The organism is Pseudomonas sp. RHF3.3-3 (assembly GCF_048069595.1).
GTDB classification, from domain to species: domain Bacteria; phylum Pseudomonadota; class Gammaproteobacteria; order Pseudomonadales; family Pseudomonadaceae; genus Aquipseudomonas; species Aquipseudomonas fuscovaginae_B.
Map to the genome: position 1 here is coordinate 1,036,884 of NZ_CP182250.1, position 26,115 is coordinate 1,062,998.

Annotated in this window: 24 protein-coding genes; 10 read left to right on the top strand and 14 right to left on the bottom strand. The window is 65.1% G+C overall.

From position 1 onward, the window contains the following. Positions 1–42: 42 nt before the first annotated feature. The 3 genes from ybeY to miaB all read right to left on the bottom strand — a co-directional run bounded on the left by ybeY (position 43) and on the right by miaB (position 2,972). Positions 43–501, bottom strand: a complete 459-nt coding sequence (ybeY, locus tag ACMGT0_RS04630) for an rRNA maturation RNase YbeY (RefSeq protein ID WP_054057098.1) — start codon at positions 499–501, stop codon at positions 43–45. After that, complete coding sequence (locus tag ACMGT0_RS04635; protein WP_054057099.1) at positions 494–1,498, bottom strand: PhoH family protein; 1,005 nt, start codon at positions 1,496–1,498, stop codon at positions 494–496. Before ACMGT0_RS04635 ends, ybeY begins: the two co-directional genes overlap by 8 nt. A 145-nt stretch (positions 1,499–1,643) precedes the next feature. Then, positions 1,644–2,972 carry a tRNA (N6-isopentenyl adenosine(37)-C2)-methylthiotransferase MiaB gene (gene miaB / locus ACMGT0_RS04640; RefSeq protein WP_054057100.1) on the bottom strand — a complete coding sequence of 443 codons (1,329 nt, stop codon included), beginning with the start codon at positions 2,970–2,972 and terminating at the stop codon, positions 1,644–1,646. A gap of 136 nt (positions 2,973–3,108) precedes the next feature. On the opposite strand from miaB, the gene ACMGT0_RS04645 reads away from it, so the two are divergent. Continuing rightward, positions 3,109–3,435, top strand: a complete 327-nt coding sequence (locus tag ACMGT0_RS04645; RefSeq protein ID WP_054057101.1) for a DUF1820 family protein — start codon at positions 3,109–3,111, stop codon at positions 3,433–3,435. Positions 3,436–3,475: 40 nt separating this feature from the next. Here the strand turns inward: ACMGT0_RS04645 and ACMGT0_RS04650 are convergent, their stop codons facing one another. The 4 genes from ACMGT0_RS04650 to ACMGT0_RS04665 form a co-directional block, all read right to left on the bottom strand. Then, on the bottom strand, positions 3,476–4,024 hold the full coding sequence (locus ACMGT0_RS04650) for a tetratricopeptide repeat protein (RefSeq protein WP_054057102.1): 549 nt from the start codon (positions 4,022–4,024) through the stop codon (positions 3,476–3,478). A gap of 237 nt (positions 4,025–4,261) precedes the next feature. After that, positions 4,262–5,545 (bottom strand): glutamate-1-semialdehyde 2,1-aminomutase, encoded by a 1,284-nt coding sequence (gene hemL / locus ACMGT0_RS04655; protein WP_054057103.1) that lies wholly within the window; start codon positions 5,543–5,545, stop codon positions 4,262–4,264. An 18-nt stretch (positions 5,546–5,563) separates the two neighbouring features. Beyond that, positions 5,564–6,187, bottom strand: coding sequence for a thiamine phosphate synthase (thiE, locus tag ACMGT0_RS04660; protein WP_054057104.1), 624 nt, complete (start codon positions 6,185–6,187; stop codon positions 5,564–5,566). Positions 6,188–6,220: 33 nt separating this feature from the next. Further along, entirely contained in the window at positions 6,221–7,018 is a 798-nt protein-coding gene (locus ACMGT0_RS04665; RefSeq protein WP_054063743.1) for a hydroxymethylpyrimidine/phosphomethylpyrimidine kinase, read from the bottom strand. 285 nt (positions 7,019–7,303) lie between these two features. Here ACMGT0_RS04665 and ACMGT0_RS04670 point away from each other — a divergent pair, with 285 nt between their 5' ends. The 4 genes from ACMGT0_RS04670 (at position 7,304) to ACMGT0_RS04685 (ending at position 13,822) form a co-directional block, all read left to right on the top strand. Further along, positions 7,304–9,670 carry a hybrid sensor histidine kinase/response regulator gene (locus ACMGT0_RS04670; RefSeq protein ID WP_054057106.1) on the top strand — a complete coding sequence of 789 codons (2,367 nt, stop codon included), beginning with the start codon at positions 7,304–7,306 and terminating at the stop codon, positions 9,668–9,670. A gap of 76 nt (positions 9,671–9,746) precedes the next feature. Further along, the gene (locus ACMGT0_RS04675) at positions 9,747–11,396 is read left to right on the top strand and encodes an acyl-CoA dehydrogenase family protein (RefSeq protein WP_054057107.1); all 1,650 of its coding nucleotides are present in this window, start codon (positions 9,747–9,749) and stop codon (positions 11,394–11,396) included. Between the two features lie 90 nt (positions 11,397–11,486). Next, on the top strand, positions 11,487–12,950 hold the full coding sequence (gene amn, locus ACMGT0_RS04680; RefSeq protein WP_054057108.1) for an AMP nucleosidase: 1,464 nt from the start codon (positions 11,487–11,489) through the stop codon (positions 12,948–12,950). A gap of 239 nt (positions 12,951–13,189) precedes the next feature. Then, the gene (locus ACMGT0_RS04685) at positions 13,190–13,822 is read left to right on the top strand and encodes a pseudouridine synthase (protein WP_054061507.1); all 633 of its coding nucleotides are present in this window, start codon (positions 13,190–13,192) and stop codon (positions 13,820–13,822) included. Here ACMGT0_RS04685 and ACMGT0_RS04690 read toward each other — a convergent pair. After that, the gene (locus tag ACMGT0_RS04690; protein WP_017903158.1) at positions 13,817–14,026 is read right to left on the bottom strand and encodes a DUF2788 domain-containing protein; all 210 of its coding nucleotides are present in this window, start codon (positions 14,024–14,026) and stop codon (positions 13,817–13,819) included. The two genes, ACMGT0_RS04685 and ACMGT0_RS04690, sit on opposite strands and share 6 nt — an antisense overlap. Positions 14,027–14,125: 99 nt before the next feature. Next, positions 14,126–14,605, bottom strand: a complete 480-nt coding sequence (locus ACMGT0_RS04695; RefSeq protein WP_054061508.1) for an Lrp/AsnC family transcriptional regulator — start codon at positions 14,603–14,605, stop codon at positions 14,126–14,128. Positions 14,606–15,035: 430 nt separating this feature from the next. On the opposite strand from ACMGT0_RS04695, the gene ACMGT0_RS04700 reads away from it, so the two are divergent. Beyond that, positions 15,036–16,172, top strand: a complete 1,137-nt coding sequence (locus ACMGT0_RS04700; RefSeq protein ID WP_054061506.1) for a DUF6515 family protein — start codon at positions 15,036–15,038, stop codon at positions 16,170–16,172. On the opposite strand, the gene ACMGT0_RS04705 is transcribed toward ACMGT0_RS04700, so the two are convergent. Together ACMGT0_RS04705 and ACMGT0_RS04710 are read right to left on the bottom strand one after the other, a co-directional pair. Then, positions 16,173–17,063 carry a cation diffusion facilitator family transporter gene (locus tag ACMGT0_RS04705; RefSeq protein WP_054061505.1) on the bottom strand — a complete coding sequence of 297 codons (891 nt, stop codon included), beginning with the start codon at positions 17,061–17,063 and terminating at the stop codon, positions 16,173–16,175. Positions 17,064–17,091: 28 nt separating this feature from the next. Beyond that, positions 17,092–17,511, bottom strand: a complete 420-nt coding sequence (locus ACMGT0_RS04710) for a polyribonucleotide nucleotidyltransferase (protein WP_416771662.1) — start codon at positions 17,509–17,511, stop codon at positions 17,092–17,094. 108 nt (positions 17,512–17,619) lie between these two features. Here ACMGT0_RS04710 and hrpB point away from each other — a divergent pair, with 108 nt between their 5' ends. Continuing rightward, positions 17,620–20,151 (top strand): ATP-dependent helicase HrpB, encoded by a 2,532-nt coding sequence (gene hrpB / locus ACMGT0_RS04715; RefSeq protein WP_416771664.1) that lies wholly within the window; start codon positions 17,620–17,622, stop codon positions 20,149–20,151. Between the two features lie 43 nt (positions 20,152–20,194). Here hrpB and ACMGT0_RS04720 read toward each other — a convergent pair whose 3' ends face one another. Beyond that, complete coding sequence (locus ACMGT0_RS04720) at positions 20,195–21,139, bottom strand: GlxA family transcriptional regulator (protein ID WP_054063746.1); 945 nt, start codon at positions 21,137–21,139, stop codon at positions 20,195–20,197. Positions 21,140–21,248: 109 nt separating this feature from the next. Here ACMGT0_RS04720 and ACMGT0_RS04725 point away from each other — a divergent pair, with 109 nt between their 5' ends. The 3 genes from ACMGT0_RS04725 (at position 21,249) to ACMGT0_RS04735 (ending at position 24,191) form a co-directional block, all read left to right on the top strand. After that, a complete protein-coding gene (locus tag ACMGT0_RS04725) occupies positions 21,249–22,046 on the top strand; it encodes an SDR family NAD(P)-dependent oxidoreductase (protein WP_054058674.1) in 798 nt (265 codons plus the stop codon). Between the two features lie 28 nt (positions 22,047–22,074). Continuing rightward, entirely contained in the window at positions 22,075–22,839 is a 765-nt protein-coding gene (locus tag ACMGT0_RS04730) for an SDR family oxidoreductase (RefSeq protein ID WP_054058675.1), read from the top strand. 194 nt (positions 22,840–23,033) lie between these two features. Continuing rightward, positions 23,034–24,191 (top strand): L-dopachrome tautomerase-related protein, encoded by a 1,158-nt coding sequence (locus tag ACMGT0_RS04735; protein WP_054058676.1) that lies wholly within the window; start codon positions 23,034–23,036, stop codon positions 24,189–24,191. A gap of 15 nt (positions 24,192–24,206) precedes the next feature. On the opposite strand, the gene ACMGT0_RS04740 is transcribed toward ACMGT0_RS04735, so the two are convergent. Next, on the bottom strand, positions 24,207–25,289 hold the full coding sequence (locus ACMGT0_RS04740) for an endonuclease/exonuclease/phosphatase family protein (RefSeq protein WP_054058677.1): 1,083 nt from the start codon (positions 25,287–25,289) through the stop codon (positions 24,207–24,209). Between the two features lie 87 nt (positions 25,290–25,376). After that, on the bottom strand, positions 25,377–26,039 hold the full coding sequence (locus ACMGT0_RS04745; protein WP_416771668.1) for a YciC family protein: 663 nt from the start codon (positions 26,037–26,039) through the stop codon (positions 25,377–25,379). Positions 26,040–26,115: the final 76 nt, after the last annotated feature.

Here is a 26,115-nt window from a genome sequence, read left to right on the forward strand (position 1 = left end):
CTTGATTGAGTGATCAGTCGTTGGTGATCAATGGATGAGTGATCAGTGCTCGTCATCGGCATAAGGGTCCGGATGACCCAGTTCAGCAAGCAACTCTCGTTCCAGTGCTTCCATTTCCTCGGCTTCCTCGTCATCGATGTGGTCGTAACCCAACAGATGCAGGCAGCCGTGAATGACCAGATGGGCCCAGTGGGCCTCCAGTGCCTTGCCTTGCTCGGCCGCCTCGCGAGCGACCACCGGAACGCAGATCACCAGATCCCCCAGCAGGGGAATATCCAGCAACTCGTCCGGCACGTCGGCGGGGAAGGACAGCACGTTGGTCGCGTAGTCCTTCTGGCGCCAGGTACGGTTCAGTTCGCGGCCCTCGGCCTCGTCCACCAGTCGAATGGTCAGCTCCGAGTCGGCGCTGCGCTGGCGCAGGGCCAGGGCGCACCAGGTACGGAAATCGGCCTCGCTCGGGGCCGGTGCGTCAGTGGCCAGTTGCAGGTCGAGTTCAAGCATCGGCTTGGCTGTCCCTGGCCGCAGCGGACTCGGTGCGCTTGTCGAAACGCTCGTAGGCTTCGACGATGCGCTGCACCAGCGGGTGGCGCACCACGTCCTTGGGCTGGAAGTGGGTGAAGCTGATACCCGGCACGTCCTTGAGTACCTCGATGACATGGGCCAGGCCGGACTTGGTGCCGCGTGGCAGGTCGACCTGGGTGATGTCACCGGTGATGACCGCAGTCGAGCCGAAGCCGATCCGGGTCAGGAACATCTTCATCTGCTCGACGGTGGTGTTCTGGCTTTCGTCGAGGATGATGAAGCTGTTGTTCAGCGTGCGGCCGCGCATGTAGGCCAACGGGGCGATCTCGATCACCTGGCGCTCGATCAGCTTGGCCACGTGTTCGAAACCGAGCATTTCATACAGCGCGTCGTACAGCGGGCGCAGGTACGGGTCGATCTTCTGGGCCAGGTCGCCCGGCAGGAAGCCGAGTTTTTCCCCGGCCTCGACCGCCGGGCGCACCAGCAGGATCCGCCGCACCTGCTCGCGCTCCAGGGCGTCCACGGCACAGGCCACCGCCAGGTAGGTCTTGCCGGTACCCGCCGGGCCGATGCCGAAGTTGATGTCGTTGGCCAGCACTTCCTTCACGTAGCGCTGCTGGTTCAGGCCGCGCGGGCGAATCATGCCCTTTTTCGTGCGCAGCGCCACCGTGGCTTCGGCGACCGGATTGTTCTCCAGGTCATCGGCAGTGGATTCCTGCAGGAACAGGTGCACCATGTCCGGAGACAGCTCGGTACCCTTGGTTTCCCGGTACAGGCGGCGCAGCAGTTGTTCTGCGGAAGTGGTGAGCTTGGGTTCGCCGATCAGTTCGAACTGATTGCCGCGGTTGCGGATCTTGATGGTCAGGCGCTGTTCGATCAGACGCAAATGCTCGTCGAACTGCCCGCACAGATTGGCGAAGCGATGGGCCTCGAAGGGCTCGAGGATGAAACGATGGGGTTCTATGGGTGCGTTCAAGGTTGTTTATCAGCCGCCCGACGGCAATGGAGATGAATTCAAGGATAACGCTAGCAGCCGGGGGACGAAAGCGCTTCCGTCTGACAGACCGTCCCCTCTTTGACGAGGAACACGGTTCATCGGGGCCAGGCTGCTCACAACGGCGTTACTGGAGCATCGAGCCGCGCAGCGAATGCGGCTGCGCGGAATCGATGTGGACGTCGACGAACTGGCCGATCAACTGCGGATTGTCGCAGCGGAAGTTGACGATACGGTTATTCTCGGTCCGGCCCTGCAGTTCGCCCGGATCCTTTTTCGAGTAGTCGGTCACCAGGATGCGCTGGACCGAGCCGACCATTTGTCGGCTGATCTCGAACCCCTGCTGGTTCAGGCGGTGCTGCAACGCGTTCAGGCGCTCTTTCTTCAGTTCTTCCGGGGTGTCGTCCGGCAGGTCCGCCGCTGGCGTACCGGGGCGCTGGCTGTAGACGAACGAGTAGGAGAAGTCGAAACCGACGTCCTCGATCAGCTTCATGGTCTGCTGGAAGTCCTTCTCGGTTTCTCCGGGGAAGCCGACGATGAAGTCCGAACTGATGCAGATGCCCGGCACGGCGGCACGCAGTTTGCGCAGCTTGGACTTGTATTCCAGCGCGGTGTGATTGCGTTTCATGGCCGCGAGAATGCGGTCCGAGCCCGACTGCACCGGCAGGTGCAGGTGCTTGACCAGTTCCGGGACCTCGGCGTGGGCCTGGATCAGGCTGTCGGAGAACTCCAGCGGATGCGAGGTGGTGTAGCGAATGCGTTCGATGCCGTCGACGGCCGCCACCACCCGGATCAGTTCCGCCAGGTCGGCCAGCCGTCCGTCATGGGTGACGCCGCGATAACCGTTGACGTTCTGCCCCAGCAGGGTCACTTCGCGCACACCGTTCTCGGCCAGGTGGATGATTTCGCCGATCACGTCGTCGAATGGCCGGCTGACCTCTTCGCCACGGGTGTAGGGCACCACGCAGAAGGTGCAGTACTTGCTGCAGCCTTCCATCACCGAGACGTAGGCGCTGGGGCCGTCGATGCGCGGTTCGGGCAGGTGGTCGAACTTCTCGATTTCCGGGAACGAGATGTCCACCTGCGGCAGGCGGGTGACCCGCGCTGCGTCGATCATCTCCGGCAGGCGGTGCAGGGTTTGCGGGCCGAAGACCACGTCGACATACGGCGCGCGCTTGCGGATCGCCTCGCCTTCCTGGCTGGCGACGCAGCCGCCGACGGCGATCACCATGTCCGGATTGCCTTCCTTCAGCTCGCGCCAGCGGCCCAACTGGGAATAGACCCGATCCTGGGCGCGTTCGCGGATCGAACAGGTGTTGAGCAGGATGACGTCGGCGTCTTCGGCGCGGGCGGTGACTTCCAGGGCCTGATGTTCGCCCAGCAGGTCGACCATGCGCGAGCTGTCGTACTCGTTCATCTGGCAACCGTGGGTTTCGATATAGAGCTTCTTGGCCATGGGCGGGTGTCGTCGAGTGATTCAAAGAACCGCGCATTATAAGGGTCATCGCGGTCGCTTCCTAGCATTGTGCGTCCGACGGCTATGCTATAGTTCGCGCCCTCTTTCCATAGCCCCGATGTGTTGTCCGCCCGCCATGAGCAAACGTGAAACCCCGATCTACAAGGTGATTTTCCTCAACCAGGGCCAGGTGTTCGAAATGTACGCCAAGCAGATCTATCAGAGCGATCTGTGGGGCTTCCTGGAGGTCGAGGAGTTCGTCTTTGGCGAGCGCACGCAACTGGTGGTCGATCCGGGCGAGGAAAAGCTCAAGGCACAGTTCGAGGGCGTGGTGCGCAGTTTCGTGCCGATGCACTCGATCGTGCGGATCGACGAGGTCGAGCGCCTGGGTACACCGAAGATCAGCGAGGCGCGGGGCATGGGCAATGTCACGCCGTTTCCGATGCCGATGCCGGAGAAATAACCGCTGGCTTGAAGGCGGTCACTTCCCGCAAGGGAACGGGTCAGGGCAGCGGTGAAAAGGGCGTGCGCCCATCCGCGGTCTGCAATTCCAGCAGGTACTTGCGGAAGATCTGCCCCAGTACCTGGGTCGCCATCTCCAGTTCGTCCCGCGGCATCTGTGCCGCGACTTCGTCGGCGGTGTCCAGGGCGTCCTCGGCACCATTGACCGCCGCCATCTTCAGCACGATATAGGCCTGGACATTGTTGGCCGGTACGCCCTCACCCTTGTAGAACATGATGCCGAGCTGGAACTGGGCCTGGGCGTGACCCTGCAGGGAAGCCAGTTCGAAGTTGCTCAGGGCCTTGTTGAGGTCGCGTGGGGCATTCTTGCCGTCGTAGTAGAACTCGCCCAACTCGTATTGCGCCTGCGCGTCGCCGCCCTTGGCTGCCTGTTCGCAGGCGCTCAGGGCCTCGGCGAGATCCTGCGGCTGGGTGTTGAGGGTGCAACGCCCCATTGCCGGGATCAACAACGAGTTGCCACCGGCATGGGCCAGCAGCGGCTGAAGGAGCAACAGGCAGCCCAATGAAAGGGCGCGGCTGGTGCGGTTCATGGGAATTGACGTACCTCTGAAGGGCGGGCGTACCCGGCCAGGGGATGTGTATGGCGCGCATTATGAAATAAGCGGGGGCCACCTTACAAAGTCTTTACTCGTTTTTCTGCTGCGTGGGCGTTATATCGCCCGGTTTTGCCGGACATGGATGGGATGACGGGGAGCGACACCGAAAGTTTAGCCGGGAAAGTCGACGCCGGTCGGGCCCGGCGTCGAATCGGTGACGGGTGCCTGCGCTTATTTCAGCGCGGCGAAAGCCCGCTCGGCGGCATCCAGGGTCAGTTTCAGCTCGGTGTCGCCGTGGGCGATCGAGGTGAAGCCGGCTTCGAAGGCGCTTGGCGCCAGGTATACGCCGCCTTCGAGCATCAGGTGGAAGAAGCGCTTGAAGCGGTCGGCGTCGCTGGCCATCACGTCGTCGAAGGTGACGATGTCGTCGGCACCGCTGAAATACAGGCCGAACATGCCGCCGGCCTGGGTGGTGACGAACGGGATACCGGCGGCATCGGCACGCTGCTGCAGGCCGTCGAGCAGGCGCGTGGTGTAGTCGGTCAGTTCGGCATGGAAGCCCGGACGGCTGATCAGGCGCAGGGTGGTCAGGCCGGCGGCCATGGCCAGCGGGTTACCGGACAGGGTGCCGGCCTGGTAGACCGGGCCCAGTGGGGCGATGCGCGACATGATCTCGCGCTTGCCGCCGAAGCAGCCTACGGGCATGCCGCCACCGATGATCTTGCCGAAGGTGCTCAGGTCCGGGGTCACACCGTAGTGGGCCTGGGCACCGCCGAGGGCGACGCGGAAGCCGGTCATCACTTCGTCGAAGATCAGCACCACGCCGTGCTGGTCGCACAGGCTGCGCAGGCCTTCGAGGAAACCTGGCGCCGGTGGCACGCAGTTCATGTTGCCGGCCACTGGCTCGACGATGATGCACGCCACGTCCTGGCCGACCTCGCCGAGCATCTTCGCCACCGCGTCGATGTCGTTGAACGGCAGGGTCAGGGTGTGCCTGGCGAACGCCGCCGGCACGCCGGCCGAGCTCGGTACGCCCTGGGTCAGCGCGCCGGAGCCGGCCTTGACCAGCAGGCTGTCGGAGTGGCCGTGGTAGCAGCCTTCGAACTTGATGATGCTGTCGCGGCCGGTGTAGCCACGGGCCAGGCGGATGGCGCTCATGGTCGCCTCGGTGCCGGAGCTGACCATGCGCACCATTTCCATCGACGGCACGATCGAGCAGACCAGGTCGGCCATTTCGGTTTCCATGGCGGTCGGTGCGCCATAGGACAGGCCGTGTTCCAGCTGCCTGCGCACCGCATCGAGCACGTCCGGATGGCTGTGGCCGAGGATCATCGGCCCCCAGGAACCGACGTAGTCGACATAGCGCTTGTCGTCCTCATCGGTGACGTAGGCGCCTTCGGCGTGCTTGAAGAACAGCGGGGTGCCGCCGACGCTCTTGAACGCCCGAACGGGCGAGTTCACGCCACCGGGAATATGTTTCTGGGCATTGGCAAACAGCGTTTCGGAACGAGACATGGTCGGGCTCTCAGAAAATCATGAAGTGAAGAGGGCATTGAAGGCGCGCGCGCGGCGCGTCACTTCCTGGGCGCTTTCGGCACCGAACAGCCCGTGGATCACCGCCAGCAGGTCGGCACCCTGGGCGACCAGCGGCGCGGCATTGTCGAGGGTGATACCGCCGATCACGCAGATCGGCAGGTGCAACGCAGGGCGGGCCCGTTCGAGCAGGGCGATATCGGCCGCCGGTGCACCGGGCTTGGTATTGGAATTGAAGAAGCGGCCAAAGGCGACGTAGCTGGCGCCTTCCCGGGCGGCCTGTTCGGCCAGTTCCAGTTGCGCATGGCAGGTGGCACCGATGATCGCCCGGCTGCCGAGCAGGGCACGGGCCGGGGTCAGTGGGCCGTCGGTCTGCCCGAGGTGTACGCCGACCCCTAGGCGCGCGGCCAGTTCGGCGTCATCGTTGATGATCAGCCGGGTCCCGTAGCGCTCGCAGAGCCTGAGCAGGGCCTCGGCCTCGCGCAGGCGGCGGGCCTCGTCGGTACTCTTGTCGCGATACTGCAGCAGCGTCACGCCACCTTCCAGTGCGGCCTCGACATGGGCGAGGAACTTGCCGGCCAGCAACTGGCTGTCGGTGATGGCATACAGGCCACGTAGTTTCATCGATTCGGCCTCAAGACGTTACGGGTGGAGACATTACGAGCAGAAATCCAGCGGCAGGCGGCGCGGTACGAACTGCCCCTGGCCCAGTTGTTCGGCGTCACGCAGGGTGCGCCAGGTGTAGTCCAGGGCCGATTGCACGGCGCTGACCAGTTGCTCGCCCTGGGCCAGGCGACCGGCGAGGGCGCTCGCCAGGGTGCAGCCCGAACCATGATAGCTGCCGGGCAGGCGCTGGCATTTGAAGGTCTGGCGGCTGCCGTCACGACCGTACAGGCGGTTGTGGATCTGCTCCTCATCGCCATGGCCGCCGGTGATCAGCAGGTATTGGCAGTACGGCAGGAGCTTTTGCGCGCATTCATCGGCGCTGCCTTCGGGCAACTCGGCCAGGATGCGCGCTTCGGGCAGGTTGGGGGTGGCGATCTTCGCCAGGGGCAGCAGGCGCTCGCGCATGGCGTAGCCGACCTCGTCCTTGCCCAGTCGGCCGCCGCCGCCAGCGCGCAGCACCGGGTCGCAGACCATCGGCAGATGGGGGTGCGCCTGGAGCAGTTCGACTACCGTGTCGACCATTTCCAGGGAGCCGAGCATGCCCAGCTTGACCGCCGCGACCGTCGAGTCGTTGAGCACCGCATTGGCCTGGGCCAACACCCACTCGCGATCGAGCACGCGGAAGTCGCTGACATTCACCGTATCCTGCACGGTCAGCGCGGTGACCGCGGGAGCGGCATGGCAACCCTGGGCGAGCAGGGCTTCGATATCCGCCTGGAGGCCGGCGCCGCCACTGGGGTCGTGTCCGGAAAGGCAGAGAACAACGGGACGAGAGCTGTAGATATTCATGGGGCGCGAGCTTACCACCAATCGCTTTTTTCGGAATCGTCCACGCAGCGTTGCATCTTTTCCCGGAAGGTTTGTCCGATGTGGCCGACAGCAGCTACTCACAAATTCGATTCAATCGCGCAAATGCCCGTTCTAGAGCGATTCGCCGAAATATTACAATGGTGTTTTTTAGCCATCAGTGGCTATGCTAGAGTGGATCCAAACGAATAACAGGCTATGCGGCATCACGTCGTCTCAAGGGAATGGGGGCTCCTGACGCGACCGGAATGGCCATGCTGGGGCTGTATGCGCTATTTGCTGATGATGTTGTTGAGCTTGCTGCCGCTGATGGCGAGCGCAGTCGAGTTTGATGAATCCACTCAGAGCCTGCCCCTGGGCCGGGTCATGCAAGTGTTCGAGGACGTGGGCGGCCAGGCCGCTATCGCGCAAATTGCCTCGCCCGCCATGGCCGGCCACTTTCGTCAGCACGACAAGGACGCGCTCAACGCCGGTTATTCGCAATCGGCGTTCTGGCTCAAGGTCGACCTGACCTACAAGCCGAAAAATCCCGACGCACGGCGAACCTGGCTGCTGGAACTGGCCTACCCGCCGATGGACCACATCGACCTCTACCTGCCGGACGCCAGCGGCGAATACCGTCTGAACCAGCGTACCGGTGATGAACTGCCCTTCGCCAGCCGGCCGATCAAGCAGAACAACTACCTGTTCGAGCTGGATTTCGCCCCGAACGAAAGCAAGACCGTCTACCTGCGCCTGCAGACCGCGGGTTCGGTCCAGGCGCCGCTGAGCCTGTGGTCGAGCCAGGCCTACCTGGAGGAGCAGCCGGTGCGCCTGTACGTGCTCGGGCTGATCTATGGCGTGCTGTTGGGGATGCTGGTCTACAACCTGTTCATCTACCTCAGCGTGCGCGACACCAGCTACCTCTATTACATCTTCTATATCGCCTCGTTCGGCTTCTACCAGTTGTCGGTCAACGGTGCGGCGGTCCAGTACTTCTGGCCGAACAACCCCTGGTGGGCCAACGCCGCGACGCCGTTCCTGATCGGTTCGGCGGGTTTCTTCGGTTGCCAGTTTTCCCGCCGCTTCCTGAATACGGCGGCCCACAGTCGCTGGCTGGATCGCCTGTTGCTGCTGTTGATGGCGGTGGGGGCGCTGGTCATGGCGTTGTCGCTGATGAGCGGCTATGCACTGGCCCTGCGCCTGGCAACGGCGCTGGCCCTGGCCTTTACCGTGACCATCTTCTTCGCCGGGCTCAGTGCCTGGTACCGCGGCCAGAGGGTGGCCCGCTATTTCATCATCGCCTGGTCGGCGTTCCTGCTGGGCGGGTTGGTCAACACCCTGATGGTGCTGGGCTATCTGCCGAACATGTTCCTGACCATGTACGCCAGCCAGATCGGCTCGGCCCTGGAGGTTGGCCTGTTGTCGCTGGCCCTGGCCGACCGGATCAATGCCATGCGCGAACAGCAGGCGCAGACCCTGCTGGAGTCCGGGCAGAAACTGGAGGTACTGAACCAGGAGCTGGCCAACAGCAATCGTCTCAAGGACGAGTTCCTGGCGACGGTCACCCATGAATTGCGCACGCCGATGAATGGGGTGATCGGTTCGCTGGAACTGATGCAGACCCTGGAACTGAATCCGGAACTGGAGCAGTACCAGCAGACGGCCGCCGGTTCGGCGCGGGACATGATGCGCATGGTCAACGGCCTGCTCACCCTCACCGAGCTGCAGGCCGGGCGGCTCAAGGTGTATCCGCAGGCTTTCAGTCTGCGGGGCCTGCTCAAGGGCCTGCAGGAACAGTTCGCCGGGAATGTGCTGAACAAGGGGCTGCACTTCTCCGTTGAAGTGGCCGACGAACTGCCCGACAGCCTCCACGGCGATGCGACGAAAATCGTCCAGTGCCTGGAGTGCCTGGTGGACAATGCCATCAAGTTCACCCGTGAAGGCGGGCTGGTGTTGCGGGTGATCGGCCACTCGGCCGAGCCCGGGCACCTGACCCTGTCCTTTGCCGTGATCGACAGCGGAATCGGTTTCACCCATCTGGACGAAGCCACGCTGTACCAGCGGTTCTTCCAGCTCGATGGCTCGATGACCCGCGAATACGGCGGCCTGGGCATTGGCCTGGCGATCTGCCGGCAACTGATCGAACTGCTGGGTGGGCGCATGACTCACCAATCCGAACCGGGCATGGGCAGCCGCTTCCAGATCGAGGTCGATGTGACGGTGTCGGCGCCGCGGCTTTCCCGGCCATTGTCGACACCGCGCAAGCCGCAGGAGTGCACGGTGTTGCTGGTGGACGGCAATGAGGTCAGCCAGTTGGTGGTCAGGGGCATGCTCCTCAAGCTCGGCTATCGGGTGCTGACCGCCAACGTGCCTCGGGCGGCCATCGACCTGTTGCGGCAGGACAGTGTCGACGCGCTGCTGCTCGATAGTGCGGCCGAACCGCAGGGGGCGGCGATATTGTGCGAGCAGGTACGCCTCGCGCAGGTGCCGATCCTGGCGCTGACCGGCCTTGTCAATGGCGTGGAGCACGAGGGGGCCCGGGCCGCTGGCGTCACCGATTACCTGCACAAGCCGGTGCGTTTCGAGGAGTTGCAGAGTGTCCTGGCGCGGCGGCTGTTGAGTCAGGTAGAGGGCGAAAGCGCCGGCATTTAGGCGTATATGCCACTTTTTTCCCGGTGTGCTGCATGATTCACTGGCCTTCCAGGTACTTCCTGCAGGAGCAGCCCCGATGAATCTCCATCAGTACGCCGAAACCCACGAAGTCACCAATCAGCCACCCTCGCTCGATGGCGCCAACCTCTACCGGATCGACCTGCCGCTGCAGGAGTGGTCGCGGCGCCTTGGCGCCGGTTGGGCGCAGGCCCGTATCGACGAGTATGGGGCGCTGGCCGGAGGGCCGCTGATGGAGGCGGGTTTCCAGGCCAACCAGAACAAGCCGGTGTTCGTCAGCCATGACCGCTATGGTCATCGCCAGGACCTGGTGGAGTTTCATCCTGCCTATCACGAGCTGATGCGTACCGCCATCGAGCACGGCCTGCCCTCGCTGCCCTGGACCGACCCGCAGGACGGTGCCCACGTGGCCCGCGCCGCGATGACTTACCTGCACAGCCAGGCCGAGGCCGGCACCGGCTGTCCGCTGACGATGACCTTCGCCTGCGTGCCGGCCCTGAGGCTGCAGGCGGACATCGCCGGGCAGTGGCTGCCGAGCATCCTCAGCACCCGCTATGACCCGCGTAATGTCGGAATCGCCCACAAGAGCGGCGCCACCATCGGCATGGCCATGACCGAGAAGCAGGGCGGCACGGATGTCCGGGCCAACACCACGCGCGCGTATCCCGTCGGCGCTGGCGGTCCCGGCCAGCCCTATGAGCTGGTGGGGCACAAGTGGTTCTGCTCGGCACCGATGTGCGACGCTTTCCTCACCCTGGCCCAGACCGACAAGGGCCTGACCTGTTTCCTGCTGCCGCGGCACCGCCCGGACGACAGCCGCAACCAGTTCTACATCCAGCGCCTGAAAAACAAGCTGGGCAACTGCTCGAACGCCTCGAGCGAAGTGGAATTTCGTGGCGCCCTGGCCTGGATGATCGGCGAAGAAGGGCGTGGCGTGCCGACCATCATCGAGATGGTGGCGATGACCCGCTTCGATTGCATGGTCGGCTCCAGTGCCCTGATGCGCCAGGCCCTGACCCAGGCCAGCCACCACTGTGCGCATCGACGGGTCGGTGGGCGCCTGCTGAGTGAGCAGCCGCTGATGCAGAACGTGCTGGCGGACCTGGCGCTGGAGAGCGAGGCGGCCCTGGCCCTGAGCCTGCGCATGGGCCAGGCGCTGGACCGCCTGGGAGATGAGCGCGAGGCCCGCTTCGCCCGGCTGGTCACGGCGGTGGGCAAGTACTGGATCTGCAAGCGGGCGCCGGCGATGATCAACGAGGCGGCCGAATGCATGGGCGGCGCCGGCTACGTGGAAGACAGCATCCTGCCGCGGCTGTACCGCGAGGCACCGGTGAACTCGACCTGGGAAGGTTCGGGGAACGTGCAGTGCCTGGATGTACTGCGCTCGCTGTCGAAGGAGCCGGGGGTGCTCGAAGTGCTGTTCGACGAGCTGGGCGATGGTCATGGCGACCCGCGCCTGGCCCGGCATATCGGGCAACTCAGGCAGGCGTTCGCCGATACCGGCGACATCCAGTACCGTGCCCGGCAACTGACCGAGGACATCGCCCTGGCCCTGCAGGCCAAGCTGCTGCTGGAGGCGGGCAACTCGGCGGTCAGCGACGGTTTCATCGCCGGGCGCCTGGACGGCGCTGGCCGGGTCTACGGCACCTTGCCACGCGGGGTGAATGTCGAAGCCATCGTTGCCCGTTCGACCCCGCAGGGCTTCTGATCGCGTGGCGGAACGAAACGCCGATGTTCCCGTCCGACGAGGTTGCAGGCAAGATGAGGGCCTGCAACATCAAAAGACAGGATACTCTCCGTGACCGAAGCTTTTATTGTCGTGCAAACCCCCGAGCAGGCCGTCGACCGCCTGGCCGAACTCCACGAGCGTGCGACGACCGCCCTGAGCCAGGCGCTCAAGCGCTATCTCAAGGACCGCGTCGAACCCGACGCCGACCAGCGCGCCCTGTTCCGTTACCCCGAACTGCGCCTGACCTACACCTATCAGGGCGAGGTTCCGACGACCACTCGCGCCTATGCCAAGGTCCAGTTGCCGGGCACCTACAGCGCCACCGTCACCCATCCCAGGGCGTTTCGCAAATATCTGCTGGAACAGCTGGTGCCGTTGATGCGCGATTTCACCGTGACGGTGGAAGTCGGTGTCAGCGAGCAGAACATTCCCTATCCGTACGTGGTCGAGCAGGGCGATGAACTGGCCGGTTCCGGCGTGACCGCCGCGGCCCTGGCACGGGTGTTCCCGAGTACCGACCTGTCCGCCGCCACCGACGATATCGCCGATGGCCTGCACGACTGGGAAAACGCCGAGCCGCTGCCGCTGGGGCTGTTCGATGCGGCGCGGGTCGACTTTTCCCTGCGTCGCCTGGTGCACTACACCGGCAGCGACTGGCGCCATGTGCAGCCGTGGATTCTGCTGACCAACTATCACCGCTACGTCGACCAGTTCATCCTCCATGGCCTGGAACAACTGCGCGACGATCCGCGTTTCGTGCGCATGGTGCTGCCGGGCAACGTGATCATCGACAAGGGCATGGACTACGCCGAGGCCCAGGCGGTGGCGGCCGCGGTGGTCTGGCACCGCTACCAGATGCCGGCCTATCACCTGCAGGCCGCGGATGGTCATGGCGTGACCCTGGTCAACATCGGCGTCGGTCCGTCCAACGCCAAGAACATCACCGACCACCTGGCGGTGCTGCGTCCGCATTGCTGGCTGATGATCGGCCACTGCGGCGGCCTGCGCCAATCCCAGACCATCGGCGACTACGTGCTGGCCCACGCCTACATGCGCCGTGACGGCATCCTCGACCGGGTGGTGCCGCCGAACATCCCGATTCCGGCCCTGGCCGAAGTGCAACTGGCGCTGCAGGAAGCGGCCGCGAATGTCACCGGCGACAAGGGCGACGACCTGAAGAAGCGCCTGCGTACCGGTACCGTGCTGACTTACGACGACCGCAACTGGGAATTGCGCTGGGCCCAGGAGCGTCCGTTGATCAACCTGTCCCGTGCCGTGGCGGTGGACATGGAAAGCGGCACCATCGCCGCCCAGGGCTATCGCCTGCGTGTGCCCTACGGGACGTTGCTGTGCGTATCGGACAAGCCGTTGCACAGCGAAATCAAGCTGCCGGGGTCGGCGAACGCGTTCTATGAGCGGGCGGTCAGCCAGCACCTGAAGATCGGCATCGCCGCGGTGGACCTGCTGCGTACCGAGCTGCACTCGCTGCACTCGCGCAAGCTGCGCAGTTTCGACGAGCCGCCGTTCCGCTGATATCGCTGGCGTGGGCGGCCGCGGAGTCTTGTGTCGCCCAGGTTGACGCTTTCGCGGGCAGGCCCGCCTCCTACAGTACCGCGTCGTATACAAAATCTGTGAACGACGCAGTACTGTAGGAGCCGGGCTTGCCCGCGAAGCTTTTATCATCCTCGAAAGCACTGGTCATGGCCCGTCTGGAAATAATCCCCGGCACGCCCTAGCATGACGGCTCCTGATCCTCAGATGTCCACTTCGCCATGCCTCGTCCCCCCCGTCCCATCGCCCGCCGTTCGGCGGCGAAAAGCCCTGTCGCTCCCCGTCGTGTCGCCAAGGCGCCGCCGCGCGAGCCCAAGCTGATCCTGTTCAACAAGCCGTTCGATGTGCTGACCCAGTTCAGCGACGGTGAGGGAAGGGCAACGCTCAAGGACTTCATCGATGTGGCGGGTGTCTACCCGGCCGGCCGTCTGGACCGCGACAGCGAGGGGCTGTTGCTGTTGACCAACGACGGCCAGCTCCAGGCGCGCATCGCCGACCCGAAGCACAAGCTGGCGAAAACCTACTGGGTGCAGGTCGAGGGCATTCCCACGGCGGAGCAGATCGAGCGTTTGTGCAAGGGCGTCGAGTTGAACGATGGCATGACCCTGCCGGCCCAGGCCCGGCTGCTCGAGGAACCCCAGCTCTGGCCGCGCAACCCACCGGTGCGCTTTCGCCAGAGTATCCCCACCCGTTGGCTGGAACTGACCATCCGCGAAGGCCGCAACCGCCAGGTGCGGCGGATGACGGCGGCGGTGGGCCTGCCGACCCTGCGCCTGGTACGGGTGCGGATTGGCGACTGGACGCTCGACGGGCTCGACCAGGGCCAGTGGAAGGAAGTCCCGGCGCGGTTATAGCGAGCCGGACTCGATCAGGCCGATCACCACGCTCTTGATCACGAACGCCGCCACGCCCAGGCCCAGCACGAAAAACAGGATCAGCGTACCGAAGCGTCCGGCCTTGGACTTTTTCGCCAGGTCCCAGACGATGAAACCCATGAAAATGATCAGGATGCTGACCAGGCCGGTCATCATCCATTCTTCGAAAACGGCAGGATCCATCGGGACTCTCCAGCACACGCGAGGTAAAAAGCCCGCCGAGTATACGCCAGCGAAGAATCGGCCGGCATTGACCTGCGGCGGTTTGCCTCAGATCCCGGTTCAGTTGCGCAGGTGATTCAACGGCAACTCGGTGCTGTTGAGCACCTGGTTGAGCACGAAGCTGGAGCGCACGCTGGTCACCCCTTCGATACGGGTCAGGTGGCCGAGCAGCAGTTTCTGGTAGTGATCCATGTCGGCCACCACCACCTTCAACTGGTAGTCGGCATCCATCCCGGTGACCAGGCTGCACTCCAGTACCTGCGGCAAGCTGCGGATCGCCGCCTCGAAGTTCTCGAAGCGTTCAGGGGTGTGCCGGTCCATGCCGATCAACACGTAGGCGGTCAGGCTCAAGCCGAGCTTCTTGCGGTCCAGCAGGGCGACCTGGCGCGAGATGTAGCCGTCGTCTTCCAATTGCTTGACCCGCCGCGAACAGGGCGATGGCGACAGGCCGATGCGTTCGGCCAGCTCCTGGTTGGAGATGCGGGCATCGCGCTGCAATTCCGCCAGAATGCTCAGGTCGTATCGGTCGAGTTTGCTCATCATTCAGACCTTTATCATAACAATTGCGCTGAATTATCCATCTGAAGCGAAATATTGCGCAAGTCATGTTTATTAGAGCAATGTTCGCAATCGCCTGCCGCCGCTGTCGGCCTATTCTTATCACCAGAATCACTGCAACACGAATCACTGCCCGGACATCGAGTCCACAGCGGTCCGCCGAATCAGGCGCGCCGCGGCCGGCAATCCCACAGGGTTGTGCAGGCCCCCGGGCTACACACGGTCCAGAAGACGGTGTGAGGTGAGCCGGCGTCAAAAGCGTCGAGCACGGACGAAATTCCCCAAAGGGAGGCTGACGAGCCTCCCTTTTTTATTGGGCGTAAAATAAGTCGCGTGACTGATAAAGTGTTGCAGAACCGGAATCCGCTTTCCCAGTCTTATGGTCATGCCCTGAACCGCAGTGAGGAACCGAATGAAATCGCGCATCTGGCGTCTGGCAGGTGTTGGCTTGCTCTGTATGAGTGTTGGTGCGCAAGCGCTGGCTGAAGATCGGGGTGACGATAATCAGCAACATCCCCATCCCAACGGTGGCCAGCGTGGCCCCGAAGGGCGGCCGGGCGGTCATGAGGAGCGGCCGGGGAACAATCAGCCGCGCCCGGAGAACGTCCAGCCGCGTCCGCAGACACCAGAGGTTCGCCCGCAGGCACCCCAGGCCCGTCCGGAGATGACCCCGTTCCATCCGCAGAACAGCCAGCCCCGTCCGGAGAACAACCCGCACTTCGAGCGGCGCGAGCAGAACTTCGGCGGCCAGTGGCAGCCGCGTCCACCCCAGAACGATCCCAACCAGCAGAGTCGCCCGGCGCCACAGCCGCAGAACAACCTGCCGATCCAGAGCCGGCCCGATACCGTGCGCCAGACCCAGGAGCCGCTGCGTGGCAACTACTCGGACATTCCCCGGCGCAACGGCTACAACCCCGGCTGGCAGCCCGGCGGCTACAACGGCCGGCCCGGTGGCAACTTCGATCACCCCAACGACCACCGCTGGCCGGGGCGGCCGTCCGGCCATGGCAATGGCTGGGGCCCCGGGCCGCAGTATCGTCCCGGTTATGTGATCGACCGTTTCCCCGACCGCAACTGGCGGGTGCCGTATCGCGGGCAGGACTACTTCTTCTCCGGCGGCTACTGGTATCGCCCGCAGGGGCCACGTTATGTGGTGGTCGCCCCACCGCGCGGGATCCGTATCAGCTACCTGCCCGACTATGCACGGGAAGTCTGGGTCGGCAGCACGCTGTTCTTCCTTGCGGCAGGCGCCTACTACCTCTATCAGGAAGATACCCAGGACTACGTGGTGGTCGATCCGCCCGCCGCCGCGCCACAGGTGGCGCCGGCGCCATCGGGCAATGGCTATGACGTGGTGGCCTACCCGGCCAACGGCCAGAGCCCCGAGCAGGTGCAGCAGGATGGCGAGGACTGCTATCGCTGGGCCGTGCAGCAGAGCGGCTTCGACCCGGCCCGGGCCACCTATGCCCCGGACCCCTCGGTGGTGCAGACCTACCGCCAGGCACAGGGCAACTGCCTGAGCAGCCGCGGCTACCAGGTCAACTACTGATCAGTCGCGGCGCTTCACCACTTCCCGAGGGTCGGCGTGCACCAGCACTTCGGCCTTCGGGTAAACGGCGCTGATCGCATCGGCGGCCTGGTCGCTCAGGCCATGGGCCACCGACAGCGTCAATTCCCCCGGCAACTCCAGGTGCAACTGCACGAACCAGTGGTTGCCCGACACCCGCGTACGCAGGTCATGGGCGCCGAGCACACCCGGCACGCCCTTGGCGAGCTCCAGCATGTGCTGGCTGATTTCGGGCGACAGTTCCTCGTCCATCAGCACGGCAAAACTCTCGCGGCCGATCTGGATCGCACTCCACAGGATGTAGGCCGAGATCCCCAGACCGAACCAGGCGTCCACCTGGGCGAAGCCGAGGCTGGCGAAGACCAGGGCCAGCAGGATGCTGCCGTTGAGCAGCATGTCCGAGCGGTAATGCAGCGAGTCGGCGCGCACGGCGGTGGAGCCGGTGGCACGGATGACCCGATGTTGCAGCACCAGCAGCGCGGCCGTGAGCGCCAGCGACAGCACGATCACGCCGATGCTCAGCCAGGGCGCGCCGACCGGCTCCGGATGGCGGATCCGTTCCACCGCCTGTACCGCGATCAGAATGGCGCTGCCGGCAATGAACAGCGCCTGGGCCATGCCGGACAGCGACTCGGCCTTGCCATGGCCGTAGCGGTGATCGTCATCCGCCGGGCGCAGCGCATAGTGCACCGCCAGCAGGTTGAGGAACGAGGTCACGCCGTCGAGCGCCGAGTCGGTCAGGCCGGCGAGCATGCTCACCGAGCCGCTCAGCCACCAGGCGATGGCCTTGGTCACGATCAGGATACTGGCGACCGCCACCGAGGCGCGGGTGGCCAGGCGCAGCAGGCGAGCGTGTTCGGGGCTGTTGCTCATGCAGGGGCGGTCCTTGTGCGGGCGGGTATCAGGCGGAAGGTTGCAGGCCGTACAGCGCCAGTTGCTGCAGGCTGCCCTTGTGCTGGATCAGCCGCGGATCGTTCAGCGGCAGGCTCTGGCCCAGTTCGGTCTGGATGATGGCCTGCAGTTTCTGGTTGTCCACCCGGCCATCGGTGCCGACGGACTCATGGAGTTTTTCCGGGGCGATCTGCGCGGTGGTGCCGTTGGGCAGGTAGATGGCGCCGGTGGCGAAGTCGATGCCGAAGGCGATCAGCCCGGGGATGACATAGAACAGGATGCCGATGGCATCGAGGCCGGCGACCAGCGGGTCGATCTTGCCTTCGATCTGGCCACGGCGGTCGGGGAAAAAGATCGAGCCACAGGCGGTCAACTGGGTCAGCAGGGTGGCAACCACGACGCCGCCGATAACGCGCGAAGAAATACGCATGCAAGGATCTCCTGGGGGAAAGGCCAACTATACAAGGGTCAACGAATAAGACCGTGATTAATGCAGCTCGGTTCGCCGTTATACTCGGCGGCCTGTTCTGGAGCCACCATGATTTCCTTGCCGATTGATGAAGTTTTGCCTGCCCTGCGCCAGGCCCTGGGCGAACGCCACGAAACCGTGCTCGAAGCCCCGCCCGGCGCGGGCAAGACCACCCGGGTGCCATTGGCGCTGCTGCACGAGCCGTGGCTGGCCGGGCAAACCATCCTGATGCTCGAACCTCGGCGCCTGGCGGCCCGTGCGGCGGCCGAGCGGCTGGCGGCGGAGCTGGGGGAAAAGGTCGGCGAAACCGTGGGTTATCGTATCCGCCTGGAGAGCAAGGTGGGCCCCGGCACGCGGATCGAAGTGGTCACGGAAGGTATCCTGACCCGGCGCCTGCAGGATGACCCGGCCCTGGAGGGCGTCGGCCTGCTGATCTTCGACGAGTTCCACGAGCGCAGCCTGGACGCCGACCTGGCCCTGGCCCTGAGCCTCAATGGTCGCGAGATGTTTCGTGACGAGCAGCCGCTGAAGATCCTGCTGATGTCGGCGACCCTGGAGGGCGAGCGCCTGTCCAGCCTGCTGGGGGACGCGCCGGTGGTGCGCAGCGAGGGCCGCATGTTCCCGGTGGCGACCCGTTGGGGGCGGCCTTTCCAGCCCGGCGAGTTCATCGAGCCGCGGGTGGTGCAGACGGTGCACGAAGCGGTCAGCGATGAAAGCGGCAGCCTGCTGGTGTTCCTGCCGGGGCAGGCTGAGATCCGCCGCGTGCATCAGCAACTGGAGGAAGCCCTGGGCAGCCGCCCGGAGATCCTGCTCTGCCCGTTGCATGGCGAGCTGGACCTGGCGGCCCAGCGTGCGGCCATCGAGCCGGCCCCGGCGGGCAAACGCAAGGTGGTGCTGGCGACCAACATCGCCGAAACCAGCCTGACCATTGACGGCGTGCGGGTGGTGATCGACGCCGGGCTGGCGCGGGTGCCGCGCTTCGACCCGGGCAGCGGCATGACCCGCCTGGATACCCAGCGCATTTCCCGCGCGAGTGCGACCCAGCGTGCCGGCCGGGCCGGGCGCCTGGAGCCGGGCGTGTGCTATCGGCTGTGGTCCGAGGCCCAGCATGAACAACTGGCGGCCTACGGCAGCGCCGAGATTCTCCAGGCCGACCTGGCCGGGCTGGCCCTGCAACTGGCGCGCTGGGGCGTGGCGGTCGAGCAACTGGTCTGGCTCGATGTGCCCCCGGCCGCGGCGTTTGCCCAGGCCCGCGACCTGCTCCAGCGCCTGGGGGCCCTGGCGGTTAGGCCGGGCGAGGCTCCGACGCTGACCCGCCATGGCCAGGCCATGGCCGAGCTGCCGGCGCATCCGCGTATCGCCCACCTGCTGTTGCGTGGCCAGGCGCTGGGTCTGGCGAACATGGCCTGCGATGTCGCGGCCCTGCTCGGCGAGCGCGATATCCAGCGTGGCGGTGGTGCCGACCTGCACAGCCGCCTGGCCTTGCTGGCCGGTGAGCAGCGGGTGGCCCGCGGTGGACAGGGCGGGGTGCAGCGCGCCCGGCAGTTGGCGCGGCAATACCGGGGTTACCTGCGCGGCAAGGCGACCGAGCCGGTGGCCGATCCCGAGCATTCGCGCTGGCTCGGTGCGCTGCTGGCGCTGGCCTACCCGGACCGGGTCGCCCAGCAGCGCCGCGCCGGTGGTGCGGAATACCGCCTGGCCAACGGCCGCGCGGCGATGTTCAGCGAAACCGACAGTCTGATGAAGCAGCCCTGGCTGGTGATCGCCGACCTCGGCAGTCGCCAGGGGCAGCGCGAAGAGCGGATCTACCTGGCGGCCGAGTTCGACCCCGCTCTGTTCGACACGGTGCTGGCCGAGCAGGTGAGCACTGTCGATCAACTGGACTGGGATGAGCGTGAGGGCGTGCTGCGTGCCGAACGCCAGCGCAAGGTTGGCGAACTGGTGCTCAGTCGCGAGCCGTTGACCGGCCTGGACGAGAGCGCCCGCAGCCAGGCGCTGGTCAACCTGGTGCGGCGCAAGGGCCTCGAACTGTTGCCCTGGACGCCGGAACTGCGCCAGTGGCAGGCGCGGGTGGCCCTGTTGCGCCAGCTTGACCTGGCGGACAAGGGCGAGAGCGAATGGCCGGACGTCAGCGACCCGGCCCTGCTGGCGAGCCTGGAGCACTGGCTGGCACCTTACCTGGGGCGGGTTTCGCGGCTCAGCCATTTCGCCAACCTGGAACTGGCGAGCATCGTCCACAACCTGCTGCCGTGGCCGTTGCCGCAGCGCCTGGACGAACTGGCCCCGCACCATCTGAGCGTGCCGTCGGGCTCGTCGATCCGCCTGGACTACAGCGAGCAGCCGCCGATCCTGGCGGTGCGCCTGCAGGAGCTGTTCGGGCTGGCCGAGACGCCGCGGGTGGCCGGCGGCCGGCAGGTGGTGAAGCTGCACCTGCTGTCTCCGGCGCGACGGCCGGTGCAGGTGACCCAGGACCTGGCGAACTTCTGGCGCAGCACCTATGCCGACGTGAAGAAGGATCTGAAGGGGCGTTACCCCAAGCACTACTGGCCGGATGATCCGCTGGTGGCCGAGGCGACGGCGCGGGCCAAGCCGCGCAAATAACCACCCGACACCGCCCACCTGCAGGCGCGTGATCGGCGTCTGTTCAGCCAACCCGCCGGGCGTCCCGCCGCACCGCCTGCGGCGGCACGCCAAAGCCGCGGATGAACACCTCGCGCATGTGACGCCGGTCCCGGAAGCCGGTTTCCCGGGCCACCACATCCAGGCTGTGGCGGCTCTGCTCGATCATCAACCGCGCCGCCTCCAGCCGCAGGCTCTCCACGGCCCTGGCCGGCGATTGGCCGGTCTCGGCGGTGAACACGCGGGTGAACTGCCGCGGGCTCAGGTGCACCACCTCGGCCAGTTCCTCGACGCTCAACGGCCGGCTCAGGTGCTGGCGGGCATAGTCCAGGGCGCTTTGAATCCGGTCCGACTTGGGTGACAGCGACAGCAGTTCGGAGTGCTGCGACTGTCCGCCGGAGCGGCGTTGATGCATGACCAGGCGGTGTGCCACCGACCGTGCGAGCTCGGGCCCCAGATCCTTCTCCACCATCCCCAGGGTCATGTCCATCCCGGCGGTCATGCCGGCGGAGGTCCATACCGGCCCATCGACGATGTAGATCCGGTCGTCCTCGACCTCGATGTCCGGGTAATTCGCCTGCAGGTCCGCGGCATAGGCCCAGTGCGTGGTCGCGCGACGATGGTCGAGCACGCCCGCTGCGGCCAGGACAAAGGCACCCGTGCAGATCCCCGCCGTGCGCCGGGCGTTTTCGGTGAAGCCGCGCACACTGTCGAGCACGCCCGCGTCTGGTGGCGTCAGCGGCTCGAGGGTGCCCGCCACCATCCAGCTGTCGGCGAGGCCGGGCTTGCCCAGCGCCAGCGTGTCGATCTGCATGCCCAGGGACGAGCGCACCAGGCCTCCCGCCAGGGAGAAGTTCTGGATCCGGTAGACCGGCTCCCCCGCGACTATGTTGGCGAACTCGAAAACCGCCTGGGTCGCCAGGGACATGACCTGAAAACCTTCGGTCAGCAGATAGCCCACTCGGTGCATGGCAATGCTCCTGTTCTGATGTCCTGAAAAACTACCATATACGTCGTTTAAGACATAGTCGGTTTTCCGCATCATGGCTCCAGTCCCCCACACATGACGGAGCAGCAACATGACTCAGGAACACAAAGGCACCGCCCTCATCACCGGCGCTTCCAGCGGAATCGGTGCCATCTATGCCGAGCGCCTGGCTCGTCGCGGTTACGACTTGGTGCTGGTGGCCCGCAACCGTGACCGCCTCAACATGCTGGCCAGCCGCATCACCACCGACACCCAGCGCAACGTCGAAGTCTTCCCGGCGGACCTGGCCGACTCGCAGGACCTGGCCCGGGTCGAGCGCAAGCTGCGCGAAGACGCGAGCATCACCCTGCTGGTGAACAATGCGGGGATCGGCACCCACACCAGCCTGCTGGAAAGCGACGTGGAGCGGATGGCCGAGATGATCGGCCTCAACGTCACCGCGCTGACCCGCCTGACCTACGCCGCGGTACCGGGCTTCATCGCCCGCCGGCAGGGCGCGCTGATCAATATCTCGTCGATCGTCAGCCTGGCCCCGGAACTGCTCAATGGCGTGTACGGCGGCAGCAAGGCGTATGTCACCGCCTTCAGCCAGTCGCTGCACAAGGAGCTGTCGGCACAGGGCATCAAGGTCCAGGCCGTCCTGCCCGGGGCGACCGCGACCGACTTCTGGCAGATCGGCGGCCTGCCGCTGGAAAACCTCGACCCGGGCATCGTGATGTCGGCCTCCGACCTGGTCGACGGCGCCCTGCAGGACTTCGACCGGGATGTGCTGATTTCCATTCCGTCGCTGCATGACCTGCAACCGTTCGAACACTACGAAGCCAGCCGGCAGGCCCTGTTCAGCCAGCTTTCCAGCAACCGCCTGGCGCCTCGCTACAGCGCCAACTGATCCCCGTTCATTGAGAAGGACACGACCCATGAAACTCAGCGCAAACACTGTCTTCATCACCGGCGGCACCTCGGGTATCGGCCGGGCCCTGGCCGAGGCGTTCCACCAGCGTGGCAACCAGGTCATCATCGCCGGCCGGCGCCAGGCCCTGCTGGACGAGATCGCCCGGGCCAACCCGGGGATCGACACCATCCAGTTGGATATCAACGATCCGCAGCAGATCAAGGCGGTCGCCGGGGAAGTCATTCGCCGCCATCCGTCGCTGAACGTGGTCATCAACAACGCCGGCATCATGCCCTTCGACAATCCTGGCTCCGGTGACTACGACGATGAGCAGGCCGTAGGCCTCCTGCAAACCAACCTGCTCGGCCCGGTGCGGATCAGCGCGGCGTTCGTCGAGCATCTCAAGCGCCAGCCCGAGGCGTACATCATCAACAACAGTTCGGTACTGGCCTACCTGCCACTGGCGGCCACGGCCCTGTACTCGGCGACCAAGGCCGCGATCCACTCCTACTCGCTGTCGCAACGTTTCGCCCTGCGTGATACCAGCGTCAAGGTGCTGGAAATCGCGCCGCCGTGGGTGGACACCGACCTGATCCACAAGAGCGGCGACGAGCGCGCCATGCCGCTGGACGAGTTCATCCGCGAAACCCTGGTCAAGCTCGAAACCGCGACCACCGAAGTACTGGTGGACCGGGTCGTGCCGCTGCGTGCCAACCAGGGCCAGGGCGAGCATGAGCTGATCCACCAGTTCAACCTGTCGCTGGTCGACAACCCGATTCCTGTCGCCTGAGTGGGTGGGCACCTGCCGTGTTCCGGCAGGTGCCCCAGCATTTTCAATGAAACATTGAAGGTCTTGCCCCGATCGGGCGGTTTTTCCGATTGAGCGGCACGGATAGCCTGACACCACTCCCATTCTGTCGGTGCCAACCTCTGATGAGGTGGCGGGCTCCCGGCAGTGTCAGTTCGAAGTCCAGGAAATCGAAAATGAAAACCCTCTTCAAGGTTGCAAGCCTCGCGCTGGCCATTTCCGCCAGCGCTTTCTCTTTCGCCGAGCAGGCCGCCACGCCGACCGGCAAGGCCGCTCTCGAACAGGTCTACGCGTTCGACGGCGCCATGCCGACGGGGGTGACGGTGAGCGAAACCGGAAGGATCTTCGTCAACTTCCCGCGCTGGGGTGACAACGTCGAATTCACCGTGGCGGAAATCGTCGACGGCAAGCTGGTCGCCTACCCGAACCGGTCGATCAATACCGCCGATCCCAAGGACCCCGCCGCCGGCTTCATCAGCGTGCAGAGCGTGGTCGCCGATGGCCGTGGCCGGCTCTGGGTGCTCGACACCGCCGCTCCCGGGTTTTCCCGACCCAGGGCCGGGGGCGCCAAGCTGGTGGCGATCGACCTGGCCTCGAACAAGGTGGTGAAGACGCTGGTGTTCCCCGCCAGCGTCATCCTGCCGAGTACCTACGTCAACGATGTGCGCTTCGACTTCCGCGTCGGCCAGGCCGGTGTCGCCTATGTGACCGACTCTTCCGTCAGCGGTCCCGGCGGGATCATCGTGGTCGACCTTGCCACTGGCAACGCCAGCCGGCGCCTGAGCGGTGCGAAGTCGACTTCGGTCGACCCGTCCTTCGTCCCGGTGATCGAGGGCAAGCCGGCACTGATCACCCGTGACGCCCAGGGGGGGAACAGCTTCCTCAAGGTCGCCTCCGACGGCATTGCCCTGTCGAGCGATGGCCAGACCCTGTACTTCTGCCCGCTGTCGAGCCGGCACCTCTATTCGATTTCGACCGCGTTGCTGCGCGACGCCAGCGTGAGCGAGGCCGAATTGGAGAAGGCGGTCGTCGACCTGGGGGAAAAGGGCGCCTCGGACGGCCTCGAGGCGGACGCCAACGGTTCGGTGTATGCCGGCGACTACGAACACGACGCCATCCGCCAGCGCCTGCCCGACGGGCGCTGGCAGACCATCGTCCAGGACCCGCGGGCGCAGTGGCCGGACACCCTGTCGATCGGGCCGGACGGCTATCTTTACTTCACCGCCAACCAGCTGCATCGCTCGCCCGGTTTCCATGATGGGCAGGACAAGCGGGAAAAACCCTACCGGCTGATGCGGGTGCGGATCGACGCCAAGCCGGCGGCGACCCACTGAGGGCACTGAAGGCCGCTAGTGCCCGGCCGGCAATAGAAACCGCGCCACCAGCGGCAGGTGATCGGAGATCTTCAGCGTATCGTCCTGGCGCACCTGTGCCTGCACCCGGCGCATCTTCGCGCTGTAGAAGAAGTAGTCCAGCGTGCGGTCCGGGCCGCTGATGGCGGGGTTGTTCGGATAGAAGGTCAGCCACTGCTCGCGGTCGATCCCGCTGGCTTCATTGTTGCTCGGGATCATCGGGTACTTGTCCCACAGCACGTGCAGTTCGCTGTCCGCCGAATAGCCGCCGCGCAACTGCGCCGGCAGGCGCAGATACTGGCCCAGGGGCAGCAGGTTGAAATCGCCGCCGATCAGCCAGGGCGTGCCCTGGCTTTCGAGCTTGTCCAGCAGATGGGTGGTCGCCTGCACCTGGCGCAACTGGGTATCGTTCTGGGCAAAGGGCGCCAGCTGGGTGTTGATCACCGCCAGTTGATCGCCATTGCTCATCGGCAGGTAGTTGAGCAGCAGTGCCGGGCGGGGCTGGAACTGGCGGGCGATCAGGTTGGCCGGGCCGAGGGGCAGTTGCAGGCGCTCGGCATGTTCGACCTGGTAGCGGCTGAGAATCGCCAGCTTGCGGCCGACGCTGCCGAGGATATGCCAGTTGGGCACGAAATCGGCTTTCCAGTCGAAGGCCTGCGTGCTGCACGGGTAGAGGTCGGCGACCCGTTCCTGGAGCAGTTTGAGCTGATCCTGATAGGCGCTGGCCTTGGCGTTGTCGTCCACTTCCTGCAACAGCACGAGGTCCGGCTGCTCGTCACGAATCACCCGCGAGACTTCATCGAGGCTGAAGGCCATGTCGGCCTGCGTCGGGCGTTCATCCTTGCCGTTGCCGTCGGCCGTTTCGTACCAGAACACGTAGCGCTTGCCGGCCAGGTACTGGACGTTCCAGGTCATCACCTTGAGCGCCTGGCCGGCGACCAGCACCGGCGCCTGGGCGGTGCAACTGACGGGCAGGGTTTCCTTGTCGGCGGGGCGCCAGGTCAGGCTGTAGAGGGCGAGGCCGAGCAGGGCGGCGATCAGGACGAGGCTCAGAACGGTGTAACGTAATAAACGGGTCATGGGCGCGGCTTATGACGTTGCAGTTGATGTGGGAGCATACCCGACAGCCTTGTCAGCGGTTAACCCCGCTCCCTGAGGGCTGTCCGGTCAGTCCCGGCCAGGCTTTTCGCTGATCAGCATATACAAACGGAAGAGCACGACGCTGGTGAACAGTTGTAAAAAACTGTGGGCGCTGTCGATGACCAGCGTCAGCAGCGGGTTCTGCGGCTCCGGGTAGAGGTTGGCGGTGATCCCCTTGAGTATCCACAGCGGCGCCATGACGCAGAGGATGCAGGTGAAGATCAGCCAGAAATGCCCACGGCTGAGATTGAAGCTCTCCTTCATCGCCCGCAGGGGCTCGCTCCTGTTCAGCACCAGCCGGTATTCGGCGAAAGCCAGGACCACGGTCAGCCAGATGCCGGGCAGGAAATACAACGACAAACCCAGCACGGTCGCCACGGTGGTGGTCGCCGCCAGCAGGGCCATGCGTGGCCACAGGCTCAGGGCCGCGGCCAGCAGTACGCGATTGGCGGGTGCTTCTGCGCGGGTACGGGCATCGAGGAACAGGATCAGTGCCGCGGTGTACAGCGGGTAGACCACCAGCCCGGCCAGCAGGTCGTAGGTGGGTGGGGCGTCGGGACCGATGGCGCTGTCCAGCAGGTGCTGGAGCACCGTTTCGAGCACTATCAGGGGTAGGCAGAGCCCGGCGATCCGGCCCAGGTTGCGGCGGAAGAAATACAGGGAGTCGCGCAGTACGGTGAACGGAGTCATGGGATCGCTATCAAGGTCAAAGCAAGGCGCCACTTTAACCGATGCGGCTGGCCGACACTCAAATGTAAACGTTGCG